The 12691-nt window shown below is 56.4% G+C and carries 9 protein-coding genes; 4 read left to right on the forward strand and 5 right to left on the reverse strand.

The features are described 5' to 3' along the window. A complete protein-coding gene (locus C7I87_RS22085; protein WP_149906208.1) occupies positions 1-783 on the forward strand; it encodes an ABC transporter permease in 783 nt (260 codons plus the stop codon). A 659-nt stretch (positions 784-1442) separates the two neighbouring features. Then, complete coding sequence (locus C7I87_RS22090; protein WP_149906189.1) at positions 1443-2195, forward strand: helix-turn-helix transcriptional regulator; 753 nt, start codon at positions 1443-1445, stop codon at positions 2193-2195. A gap of 309 nt (positions 2196-2504) precedes the next feature. On the opposite strand, the gene C7I87_RS22095 is transcribed toward C7I87_RS22090, so the two are convergent. The 4 genes from C7I87_RS22095 to C7I87_RS22110 all read right to left on the reverse strand — a co-directional run bounded on the left by C7I87_RS22095 (position 2505) and on the right by C7I87_RS22110 (position 7622). Next, on the reverse strand, positions 2505-3764 hold the full coding sequence (locus C7I87_RS22095; protein ID WP_149906190.1) for an ATP-grasp domain-containing protein: 1260 nt from the start codon (positions 3762-3764) through the stop codon (positions 2505-2507). Between the two features lie 234 nt (positions 3765-3998). After that, positions 3999-4958 (reverse strand): cupin-like domain-containing protein, encoded by a 960-nt coding sequence (locus tag C7I87_RS22100; protein WP_149906191.1) that lies wholly within the window; start codon positions 4956-4958, stop codon positions 3999-4001. A 485-nt stretch (positions 4959-5443) separates the two neighbouring features. Continuing rightward, a complete protein-coding gene (locus tag C7I87_RS22105) occupies positions 5444-6184 on the reverse strand; it encodes a hypothetical protein (RefSeq protein ID WP_149906192.1) in 741 nt (246 codons plus the stop codon). A gap of 430 nt (positions 6185-6614) precedes the next feature. Next, complete coding sequence (locus C7I87_RS22110; RefSeq protein WP_149906193.1) at positions 6615-7622, reverse strand: D-alanine--D-alanine ligase family protein; 1008 nt, start codon at positions 7620-7622, stop codon at positions 6615-6617. A gap of 770 nt (positions 7623-8392) precedes the next feature. Here C7I87_RS22110 and ectB point away from each other — a divergent pair. Both ectB and C7I87_RS22120 read left to right on the forward strand, forming a co-directional pair. Continuing rightward, positions 8393-9676, forward strand: a complete 1284-nt coding sequence (gene ectB / locus C7I87_RS22115; protein WP_188393936.1) for a diaminobutyrate--2-oxoglutarate transaminase — start codon at positions 8393-8395, stop codon at positions 9674-9676. A gap of 105 nt (positions 9677-9781) precedes the next feature. Next, positions 9782-10942 (forward strand): amino acid kinase family protein, encoded by a 1161-nt coding sequence (locus C7I87_RS22120; protein WP_149906194.1) that lies wholly within the window; start codon positions 9782-9784, stop codon positions 10940-10942. 104 nt (positions 10943-11046) lie between these two features. Here the strand turns inward: C7I87_RS22120 and C7I87_RS22125 are convergent, their stop codons facing one another. Then, on the reverse strand, positions 11047-12459 hold the full coding sequence (locus tag C7I87_RS22125; protein ID WP_188393934.1) for a Glu/Leu/Phe/Val family dehydrogenase: 1413 nt from the start codon (positions 12457-12459) through the stop codon (positions 11047-11049). Between the last annotated feature and the right edge of the window lie 232 nt (positions 12460-12691).

Genomic DNA, 12691 nt, shown 5'->3' on the forward strand with positions numbered 1-12691 from the left:
ATGGGTCACGGTTATGCGGCGGCTCTGCCGGCCAACCCTTGGAACTGGGTCGCTGTATGGCGCCGTAACTACCTGGCCTGGAAGAAAGTGGCGCTTGCGTCGCTCATCGGGAATCTGGCCGACCCTATGATCTCCCTGTTCGGGCTCGGCTTTGGCCTCGGGATAATGGTGGGTCCCGTCGAGGGCACGCCGTACATCGCGTTTTTGACAGCCGGCATGGTCGCTGCCAGTGCGATGACCTCCTCCACTTTCGAAACGATCTATGCAACTTTCGGCCGAATGCAGCGGACCTGGGAAGGAATCCTTCACACGCAGCTCACGCTCGGCGACATCGTGCTGGGTGAATTGGCGTGGGCAGCCACGAAGGCCTTTCTGGCCGGCACAGGAATTATGATAGTGGCCACTGCGTTGGGCTTAGTGGCTTGGCCATCCGCTCTTTATGCGCTGCCAGTTATTGCCCTTTCGGGCCTAGCCTTCGCGAGCCTGGCTATGGTTGTGACGGCGCTTGCGCCCAGTTACGACTACGTTGTCTTTTATCAGACGCTGGTCATCACACCCATGTTGTTTCTATCGGGGGCTCTGTTCCCGGTCAGCCGAATGCCCCGTGTTTTTCAGCAGGTAGGCGGCTTCTTGCCGCTTGCCCATTCGATCGAACTCATTCGGCCGGCCATGCTTGGCCGCCCGGCCGTCAGCGTCGGTCTGCATATCGGGGCGCTGTGCATCTACACAGTGTTGCCGTTCTTCCTGTCGTCAGCGCTGCTGCGTCGGCGCCTAATGCCATGACGGGTGGACGATCGATAAGAAAGAAGGAATCAACTACTTTCAAGTTGGGGCCGGCAACATTGCTTGCTGTAGATGGTCGCGCTTACATCTTGCGCAGCTTCACTCGCTTCCTATCCCGCCCTTACCAAGGATCACACCCACCTCCGTCCAATGGCATTAACAAGCTGAAGGTGGCCGGTAACGGCTGCCATTCCTAGGCGTGTGCATACCATAACCTAGTAAGTGCTTCAGGTGAGAACCGCGGCTGTGCCGCTGGCCACCAAAAGGGTGCATGTCTAAGGCAATTAAGTGCTTTTTCCAGAGGATGTATCACGGTTGCGGCTGCGGGATCACCTTCCGCTCGCTTCCGACACGGAGATGGTGCACAGGCAGCCGACCACTCCGGCGTGTCTAATCCTGGCGGATACCGATATCCGGCCTGCTCGGGAAGACCGCTTCGCATCCGGGCAGAAAGCAGAAAAAGCCCCGACACTTGTTGCATTTGTCGTTTCCGCGACGCGTGTTCTCAACCGCCTCCCCTGGACCTCAGCCTGTTAATTCCCAGTAACAAATGCCCGAGATCCTTTTCGCAGTTGGCATGATTTTTGAAGCTCGTGTTTGGAGGATGCCTCGGTATTGTAGGCATACAACGAGCTCAAAACACGAAGAAGGGAAATCCGATGCCCTTCCAGTCCAGCGACCCTCGCGACGCGTTTGCGCTGGAGTTCGGTCGATTTATTGAACACGTCAATAGTACTGCCCGGTCCGAGCTATTATTCGGCGTCTTAAGAGCCTTCGCGATGAAGTTCGATTACCCATGGATTGCTTATGGCTCTCCCACGGCAGAACAGAGATGTTTGGAGCCGCCACAGTACGATCCGATGGTCATGCTGAACTATCCTACTGAATGGCAGGAGCGCTGCTCCCAAATGGGCTACGGCAAGCTAGAGCCGACGGTCAAAACGAGTCGGGCCCGATTGGGTGTCTTTCGGTGGAGCGAAGTGTATACCGATGCGAGCACGACGAGGGAGGAGCGCCATGTTTTCGACGAGGCGGCGGCGTTCGGGCTGACATCAGGGATCACTGTTCCATTGCACGGGCCCGACGGCCATTTTGCTATCATGAGCTTCGCTCAGCCTCGCAACCGCGACTTCCAACACGGAACAATCGCCTATTTACAGCTTGCCGCCTCTCATTTCCATTTGCAATTCGCCAGGTCCCGAGTGTATGCGGACGTTCCCAACCTCACACGGCGAGAAAAAGAATGTATACTTTGGGCATCAAGAGGTAAATCCTCTTGGGAAACAGGAATGATTATGCGTATATCTTTGAACACCGTAAATTTTCACCTGAAGAACGCCATGAGAAAATTGGACGCCTCCAACCGAACAGTCGCAGCAATGAAGGCAGTACGCTTCGGCATTATAGAGTGAAAACTGGCATCAGCAGGCACATCCGGTCTTTACGAGGTTGCTGTGCAATCTAACGTCACGGCCCGTGCCTGTGAGGGCCTAAAGGCAGCGTTAACAAACTCTTGCCGGCCACACGCCAACGCTGCCGTGTCCGCATTATGGGGAACATCCTTGCCTAGGTGCCCAATAAAACCGGGTCTTCCCAGCAGTCGTCCACCGCTGTCGCCGAGGCGGCGCGCGGTTGCCGACCCAGATCCGGCCGAATCTGGTGCCATCGGGACGCGGCGAACGCTTAAGCAGTCACCAGTGCTTCCGCAAGGTTTCCTCTCATCAGTCTGGAAAATCAGGGGCGCCAAATTGTTCCTCTTCGCCAGCGGTCGAAAATGGCGTAATCGACCAACCGATCAAGTCAATGGCACGTTGAACTATCTCCTCGGTCTGCGCGAGACACGGTGAAACGCCAACCACATATCCCATACGGTCGCGGTTATCCCCCTTGTTTACGATCGGGCACCGGGGTTGAACATACAATCTGACCTCGGCGATACCTGGCAATGCAGCCGCCTGACTGTCGCCACTGATCCATTCGAGAGTGCCATCTCCATCCGCAATTAGGGACTGCGCGATTGCGGTACGCGAATGCTTTTTGCGCAAATCCCATTCGTCACCGATAGCGAGCTTGATGTGCTCGGTGAACAGATCGACACCGAATGCCAGCTGTAGAAGTTGGGGATCGGGGGCACCGGCAAGACGGGGATTGACTTCAATGACTACAGGACCGTGTTTCGTCCATCGGAACTCAATGTTTGTGGGTCCCCAGCCAAGTCCGAGAGCTCGCAAGCAGTTCATTGAAGCTTCGCGGAGACGGTTCTGTTCATCGTCAGTCAAGACGGCCGGAAAGATCAAGCGCCGAAAGACGAAATACGGTGGCGGACCGTACTCGGCGGCGCCTATCCCAAGGACCTCATCTCCCATTATGGCCGCGAAATAATGGGTCCCTTGGGCGAATTCTTCGACCAGCATCTCCGGCGAAGAGCGCCAATTATGTTTCATCGCCAGCAGATACGCCGCATGTTCGGACACCTCATCGGCGTCCCGGCACAATCGGACGCCCCGACCACCGCTGCCTACCGATGGCTTAAGAATGACCGGCAGGCCGATCTCTGCGGCTGAACTTCTGACTTCAGCCGCGTTAGCCGCCATGCTATAAGCAGGGATAGGAACGCCAGCCTCCGACAGAAGCTTACGTTGAATAAGTTTGTCGCAGCATTGCTCAACAGACGCGGAGTTCGGACCCGGTAGATCGAAAAAGCGGCACAGCTTGCCGACTGTCGAGTAGAACGACTCTGTGGCGCTCGTGATGCCAGCAACCTCGTAGCTCTCGCGTAGCTGAGAACATTGGAGGATTAAGTCATTGATGTTGCCTGTATCTACCCGAACAACAGTGAGATCTTCGGTGGTAGAAATTCCGTATCGATCTGGATCGGATGACAGCATTATCGGATGCAAGCCAAGACGCTGAGCCGCTTTGACATAGAACGCGCCATTGCTCCTCGTGGTCTCCAGCAAGATGAGAGCTCTTGTTGCCATGGTCGATCGGTCCTCACCTGTTACTGCGCCAATACTGCATTGAGGTAATCACCCTCAGGGGCAAAGGATTCCCGTCGGAAGAATAGTGGCTCGCTCGCCAAAACCTGTCTCACAAGCCGCATCAGACTGCCGCCGCCCCGGCGGTGTGACCAGGGTACGGGGAGCCGGGGCAATCACAAGAGGCACACCGGGAAAGCCGGCATTGCCTCCCGCGCCCGGTCATTCATTCGCGGGTCAACTTACATAATTCAAGTATGGCTTGTACAACGGAAACGTAATGTCTTCTGGCATCTTTGTGATCACTCCCAATGCAGAGATGGCATTGTAATAAGCAACCTCACGCGGCATTCCTTTGTCCGCCTCCGCTAACGCCCCCAATACGCTCTGCGCCGTGTGAAAGTCGATATTGAAGGAGATCGACGTCGTTAAGCTGCGAACGTGATGGAGCGTTCCGGGCGGCATGTAAAGCATGTCGCCAGCCCTTACGGTGATGGTGACGGGTGTCGCATGCCGGTACTGCGGAAAGCGCAAGTAGTCCGGTTGCTCAGGGTCTACATCAAACCATCTCCAACTACGGCGCCCACAGCACGCAGCCTGACGTGGAGGAAGGATGGTGAACTGTTTCGCGCCATAAATCTGGAAAAACAAATTGTGAGTAAGGAGCGTGTCGAAGTGAAGAGGTGTAACCGTACCGGCCGGACCCATGAAAAACTGCGAATAACGCCACCAATGCTTGCGGTACCACGGGCTAAGGTAGTTTACTTGAAAGGGTTGGCAATCCCCAGCCAGGCTCTCCACAAGCGTTAGAAGTGGAATGTCGTGGCAATACGGAACTGCAGTTGGTCTCGGTGAGTCTTCGCCTTTGCGTACCGGCTGCTCCTGGAGGAACCGCGTGTAATCCGAGAGCTTCCAGGAGGAGACCTTAATTTCACCGCCGTCGAGCGTCTTGACCGGTATAATAAGTGCGCCAGCAACTTGTTCCAGATATTCAGGTGACCAGCGCAGGCAGGCGCTCCAACCAGAGCACGCACTACGGAGAAGGACCGGTCGCATTGCATCTCGGTAATTGTTTGCAAATTCGAGGTCGGATAGTACTGTCGGGCTAGCAACCGATGACCATCCCGAATCTTCTAGCGTCGACAGTGAGTAGTCATACGGCGCTTGGATTGACGTTCCCGTCTCTTGTCCAACCATACTGTTTTTCCTTCGCTTCCATCCCGCATGGACGTTTGTGGCTGCGCCGTGTCCCAGCGGCCCGTTACCACAAATCTAAGAAATGACTCCAAGCTGCTCAACCACCAATCTAGGTAGGCTTCGAAGTCCGGTCGCACCCTGCGAGCACTTAGGCGTGCTGCTCGGAAGGTGCGCGATGTTCAGAATCTCCGACTGGAAAAGTTGCTCACCTCGGCAAAGTTCCTTTGTGGGGACGTGGTCGTTCAATGTCGCACCGGGGCCGCTAGCCTAGCGCGTCACAGGTGTCCCCTCTGGCAGAATTTTGGTGGCTTTTGCGAAAGAAGGAGTGCGGAGCGACTCTCGGCCGCTCGCGGCAGTCCGTGTAGGTCAGATGGTCCCGTCTTCAACAGCGCGAAAGGAACCCGGTTTGCAGCCTTGCCAGTTCATTACAAATTGATTGGACAGTAATTGTGTAGGAAAGCAGCTTACGATCTAGAGTTTCATATCTAGTATTCAGGCGTCAGCTTAGAACCCTTGCTGTCTGACAATCTATTCTGGTCCGCGACACCAAACCCCGACATCTTTAACAGTTCGTCTCGGGTCAGCCAAACGAGCCAGTCGTTATCGTCTATTCCCCGGTCGGGCAACCGCAAAATTGATCCGTGCGGCTCTTGGTGAAAATATCCGCTTTGATGGGCTAGGCCCTTTTGGATATACCACTCAGCAACCAGCGCATAAATAAAGTGCGGCGACCACCTAAGGTAGGCGATAGCAAATGCGATGGGACCAAGGCACGCTGCTAGGTCGTGGCCTCTAAAGTCTTCTCGCAGCCACACATCCCCGCGATATGCGACGCGCCCCGTTATGCTGCGGGCGGCCGGCGCGGAGCAACTACACGATGAACCGGGCCCGGCTTTCAGGCCGGGATCGGCAAAGCAGGCTCTCAGCGACTCAAGGTGCTGAGCAAGGGTTGTGTTGGAAAGGTCGTCAAAACGCGTTGCCTGGACATGCGCTATGCCTCCGTCCTGGTCACGTCCCATAATCCAAAAAGCCTTTTCCGGCGATAGGTCGGAACAATCCGGACGGAAGTTAGGAAAGGTGGGATACTTTCCGGGCAGTGTGCTGGTAATCGCGACATACTCGTCGAAATCATCACCCATCGTAAGGTGGAGGCCAGACTTGCGAGCCAGATCGTTTGCCGCACAGATGTACTTTGAGACTTCCAACGTGGCCGCACTGCCATTCATCCCGACACCTCACTTCTGAAACAACATGGCTTCTACAACTCCGCGCCAGCAGCGCGACTGCGGCACCTAGTAGTTGACACATGCGCTAATGGCGGTCCGGAGCGGCTTCGGCGTTGGGAAGGCGTAGGCCAAGCATAGATTCGATAGAGGTCATCTGTGGGACGGGTGTAGACGTCAGAAGCTAGCATCGCTCTTCCCGCTGCTTTTCCGATGATATGCCACGAAGCAATCTCGTCCTGCCAATAAAGAGCCTCTTGGTCGTTCTCCCGAAGGCTGCAGATGCTTGTCGCGGAGTCAGCCGACGCGAATTCGTTGAAGCACCCGGAGAGGGGAGCTCTTTGAGACTAATTGGCCGCGGCAATCGCGGCCGATTTCCTAGGCAAATTGGTGTCCGAATCTTTCCGAGGGCCGCGCGTTCGATTCGCTCAACCTAAGAGATCCCAACGCCAAAGTACCTGTTGTGGGCGACGTCGACGATGCGATTGACCAAACTTGAGAAGCTGTGTCCCGCCATCGCCCCCGCCAGGACATAGGGGCCGTCCATACCGAGTCCTGGCATCGAGTTAACCTCTAAGATAAAGGGTTGGCCAGAACGGTCGATCCGGAGGTCGACACGAGCATAGTCCTGGCAGTGGCAGGCATGGAAAGCTGCAACGGAAATATCCCGCAGCACCGTGCTAAGTTTGCTCCCGATTTCCGCCGGGCAAATCTTCTGAGGCGCGCCCCTATGCATGTACTTCGCTTCCCAAGTTATAAGACGCGGTTCGTGATCCCCAAAATCGAGCTCCACCAAAGGCAAAACCTCAAGCTCTCCGTTTCCTAGCAGCGAAACTGTGATTTCCCGCCCGTCAATGTATTCTTCTACGAGTGCATCCTGGGCATACTGCATGGCGATCGCTTCCACGGCCTGCCTCAACTGAGCAGGTTCAGGCACGAGCTGCAATCCGAAGCTGTTGTCTTCATTACGTGGCTTCACTACCACCGGGAATTGGAGATCGCCGCTGCTCTCGGTGCCGCAACTCATGACGCGAAAGTTCGGCGTCGGAACGCCCGATTCGCGGATTAGCGTCTTGCTGATTACCTTGTCGTCTGCAAGCGCATGCCCGAGCGGGCTTGATCCGGTGTACGGAACACCGGCCATCTCCAGCATGGCCGGAACGTGCGTGAAACGATATTTGCCCTGAATCCCCTCGGCCAAGTTAAAGACGATTCCGGAAGGGCGGCCTAACGCATCGGGCGGCATGAATCGCTCGAGCGTAGTGAGCAGTCCTTTATCGCCTTGGCACAGAAGCGTCTCGTGGCCGTCCTCTTGCACGGCCGCCACCAAGTGTTCGTAGTAGGAAACCTGCGGCCAAGGCTGCGGCGGCTGCGGATAAGACTGGCCGAACCGGTTGATCACGCCGGTAACATCGCTGTTCGTCACTACCGCTACTTTCATAAGCTACTCCTGGGATTGCTCATAATGTCCCAAGCAATTGGCGTGCCGCCAAGACCATTGGAGGGCGCTGCCAAAACCGGTGGTTTTCCACGGCGATTTCGAAGTACCAGCGCCTCAGTGTGTCAGTTTCCTGACATAGGTGCTGTTCAACCGGACACCGCTGAGCATGCGAGCAGACGTCGGATGCGACGGCCAAATCGTCCGTGGTCTTCTCGGCAGATAGTGCCAGCGTTCCCCCACCCGCAGAGAATGCCACAGGGCGTGGCCTACCAGAACGCGGCTGTAGCCCGCGGGAATGATGGGGGGCCGTGCTGGTGGTGAGCTTGCGCCGCACGACGGCCGTCCTGATCGGCTCTGATTTGCCGATCTCCGACTAGCGCCTTGCGGCGGCCACCGGTGTGATTACGATTGCCCGCGTGGTTTGGGCCATCTCGTTCTCGCAATCTCTTCCCGGTCCAGGACTGCTAAATCTCGACCTGGGCTGAGGGGCAACGAATCCGGTCTGACGTCGCTTCGATGTATTCCGCGCCTTGCAGTTGAGGATGGTCGTTGAACTGGTTTACGGTGTTGATCCGATCACCGAGCACAGCACCTGTGCGAAGACATTGGCCCGTGTTGCAGTCCCTTCATTCGGCGGAGGGGCAGAACCACGCCTATCGACCGACTCCATCATGGCCGGTGACGATACTACCAAACCAAGTAGGTGTATGGACCGAGCATGTCGTTTAATTGTGGTTCGCCAGCGACAAAATTCAATCGGGTTCAGGAAGATGATAAACAAAGAGAGCGCCAATAGTCCAAACTCATTATCTTCGTTCGAAGAACTTGAATCTAATGTACGCTCATATTCTCGCTCCTTTCCCGTCGTGTTCAGAAAAGCTGCAAGTGCCATTCTCGAGGACGAGAATGGCTCCGAGTTTATCGATTTTCTATCAGGTGCCGGCGTCCTTAATTACGGACATAATGATCCCGATCTGCTAGACGCGGCAATAGCATACTTGAAATCGAACGGAATCGTCCATGGATTGGACATGGCCACATCAGCCAAAAGACGATTCATGGAGGATTTTGGCGCGATTATTTTGCGTCCTCGCGGCCTGACATACAAGTTCCACTTTCCTGGGCCCACTGGAGCCAATGCCGTAGAAGCCGCACTGAAACTGGCGCGTAAGGTCACTGGCCGACACAGTGTAATTTCCTTCACAAACGGCTTTCACGGTGTGAGCTTGGGCGCACTCGCAATAACCGGTAATCGATACTACCGCGACGCGGCAGGCCTTCCTTCAGCCGGCGCAGTGTTTATGCCCTATGACGGATATTGGGGGGCCGACACTGACAGCTCGGAATATCTGGAAAGGGTGCTTGCTGATGCAAGCAGTGGCGTTGACCTGCCTGCAGCGGTCATTCTGGAAACCGTTCAGGGCGAAGGGGGCATCAACCCTGCGAGCAAAGAGTGGTTGCAGTCGATCGAGCGTATCTGCAGAAAGGACGACATCGTCCTGATTGTGGATGACATTCAGGCAGGCTGCGGCAGAACGGGCAGTTTCTTCAGTTTCGAGTTCGCGGATATCTCGCCTGATATAGTGGTTCTGTCGAAGTCCCTTAGCGGCAGCGGTTTGCCGCTGTCGCTTTTGCTGCTCAAGCCCGAACTGGACGTGTGGCGGCCGGGCGAACACAATGGAACGTTTCGAGGCAACAACTTGGCACTCGTGACCGCGACTGCCGCCTTGCGAAAATATTGGACGAATGAAAAGCTTTCTGAAGGCGTTGCCGAAAACGGGCGTATCCTGAAAGAGCACCTTCAGCATCTCGCTCAATGCAGTCGAGATCATAACCTTTCCGTGCGCGGACGGGGCATGATGCTAGGGCTCGATTGCAGCACGGGTAACTTGGCCGAAAAAATCGCCCGCAAGGCCTTCGAGAATGGGCTTGTGGTAGAACGATGCGGCGCCGAGGACCAGGTCATCAAGTTTCTTCCTCCTTTAACGATAGATGGGCCTGCGCTTCAACGCGGCCTCGACATTCTGGACAAGTCAGTCCGCGCAAGCACCTAGAAATGTCGTACATGGCGAACGCGGCGGATGCTCAGTAGCGGCGGTCGCCGCAAACTTCGAGTAGTCGCCGCATCTGTGATTGGCAACCAACGTGCATGGTGGAAGATGGACGCGACTGTTCTCAAATTCGGGGGCTCAACCTTTGTGCATCCTGCCGAATACGATCGAGTCGCGAGGCACATAGCTGGCCGACTGGTGACAGAGAAAAGGAAAATCGTGGCCGTAGTCAGCGCGATGTCGGGAGCAACCGATAAGCTCAAAGCAGTTATGCTCGACGTGAACAAGCAACCGTCGCCGTCAAACCTAGACGCGGCCCTGGCAACCGGAGAGATGCTCAGCGCCTGCCTGCTGGAGGCCGCCGTCGGCCGACTAGGAGTTCTGGTGACGTCGTTGAATGGCTATTCCCTTGGAATCCGCACGAATTCAGACTTCGGAAGCGCGTCGATAAAAAGTGCGGATCCTCAGCCAATCTGTGCAGCTCTACTAGAAAACGACGTTGTTATTGCTGCGGGCGCGCAGGCAATCGACCAAGCTGGCAGATTAACGTTTCTCGGCAGAAACTCCTCTGATCTAACTGCTGTCGTAATCGCCTCCATGCTGGAACAGCACGCTTGCGAAATTTACTCGGATGTTCCGGGCGTCTACACGGCAGACCCTTATCTCGTCTCAGGGGCACAACTGATACCGGAGATCGGTCACCGCAGAGTCGCAGAGATGTCACGACATGGCGCAAAGGTCCTACACTACAGGGCAGTGGACTACGCTGAGAAGCAGGCGGTCACCATCATTTGCAAATCGCTCACCAGCGAAGGAGCCGTTGTAGGCACGACTGTTAAAGGCCATGCTAAAGTGCCTTCCGTCACAATCGCTCGGGACGCAACGGTGCTATCATGCTCCAACTTTGCAGAACGCGACAACCTCCGCGACGTCCTTGATCAACATGACATCGCTGCGATCTCCATAGAGGATAGCTGCGGGGCCGCCATATGCATCGTAAGCGATATAGATTCTGCCATGCGGCTTGGCCCGCTGAAGGGCGCTCGGGTCTCAATTAAACGAAGCACTGCGGTCACGGAGCTTGGAACTTCAGTGTGCACCCATTTGGAGAGCGATCACGAGCGAGCTGTTTCCCTGGCCCGTCGCATCCACGATCGAATGTATCCTGGAGCGGCGGGTAAGCCGCTTGAGGCGAGAATGGCTAAACAGCGCTCGTCAGATAGATCGCCGTTCATCCGCAGAAACGATGGGCCGCGAAACTCGTCTTAAGGACTTCGCCTGGTGGCTAGGACACCGGGAGGGCACGCCTCGCGTGGGTTGCAACCAACTGGGACGGCCGGACCATAGCGCAGGAAATGGCTTTCTCAACGTGCTCAGATACCTATCGCCTCATACGCAGCTGCAACCCTGCGAATGGCCGTGACGTAAGCAGCGGTCCTGTAGTCGCCAAGTTGTGGCTGTGCCTCAAGAAGGCCGGCAATGCTCTCCCACGTGCTGCGCATGACGTCTTCGAGGCCGGAGCGGACAAGGTCTATCTCGGCGCCAGCTTCCAGAAATTGATCGCGCATATCGGCGGGAAACGGCTTACCTGTCATTCGCTCGAGAGCTGTGGCAATAGTCTGATTACGGTGCTCCCGTCGGCGTCGTTCCATCAGGCCGAACGGAATGTGGGTCAGGTTCTTCACCCATTCGAAGTAGCTGACAACAACGCCGCCGGCATTCACATAGAGGTCAGGCAGGATCGTCGCGCCTCGAGCGCGCACGATTCGATCTGCCTCGAAGGTGACTGGCCCGTTGGCGGCTTCAACGATGAGATGCGCTTTAATGCGCTCGGCGTTTGCGCCATGAATGGCATTCTCCATGGCCGCTGGGATGACAATGTCACATGCTTCTTCGATCCCGGTCATGTCGCCCGCAAAGGACTTCGCGCCATCGAAACCCAGCACGCTGCCCCTACTCAGCTGATGTTGTTTGAGGGCTTCCACTGAAATCCCGTCGTGGTTGGCGACAAATCCATCTCGCTCCGCGACGACAGTGATCCGTGCACCATCTTGCTCGGAGAGGAACTTCGCGGCGTGATAACCGACGTTGCCAAAGCCTTGGACAACTACACTTGCGCCCTTGAGAACCCGGCGGCCACCAATCCCAGGCGTTCGCAGGTCGCGGAGGTAGTTCTGGATGGCAAACTGCACGCCGCGGCCTGTTGCCTCGGTCCGACCAGCGATGCTACCTTTCGAGAGCGGCTTGCCGGTCACGCAAGCACGGGCGTTGACAACGTCCATGGGATTGGCGCGGCGGAACTCATCCATCATCCAGGCCATTTCGCGCTCGCCGGTGCCCACATCCGGCGCAGGCACGTTGAGTCCGGGCCCAATCAAGCCGCGTTTGGTGAGTTCCTGAGTGAAGCGCCGGGTAATACGCTCAAGTTCCTGAGGCGTCCACTCCCGCGGATCTATCTTCAGCGCTCCCTTGGAGCCGCCGAACGGCACGTCGACCAAGGCGCATTTCAAGGTCATTAGCGCCGCGAGCGCTTCCACCTCTTCCGCATCGGCATCGGGGGCGAAGCGAATGCCACCCTTGACCGGCTCGCAATGTTCGCTGTGGACCGATCGCCAGCCGACAAAGCTGTGCATGCGGCCGCGCAGTCTAACACCGAAGCGGACCGTGTAGGTTGAGTTGCATTGCATGATCCGCTCGGACAGTCCCTCCGGAAGGTCAAGAAAGGTAATGGCGTGACGGAAGTTCTGGTCGACGCTCTGGAGAAAAGTGTCGGCTTGGGCCAGCATGGCTCAGCTCCGTAGAAGGTGTTGTCCGCGTTGGCTGTCCAGCGGACGTGAGCTGGTCAGCAGCATTCTTGTCAATTATCTACTAGGCAGCCGCGCGACTACAGAACGTCTCAAACGGACCATCTTCTCGCGCAACATGGAGTGCTTTGATGCGCCCCGGGTCCGAGCTACACGAAGTCTCAATTCAAGACTGTGTAGCTAGATGTTTGATCCCAGGGTTTGATGGTGCATT

Origin of the sequence: Mesorhizobium sp. SARCC-RB16n (assembly GCF_008520305.1) — a bacterium.
Lineage (GTDB): Bacteria > Pseudomonadota > Alphaproteobacteria > Rhizobiales > Rhizobiaceae > Mesorhizobium.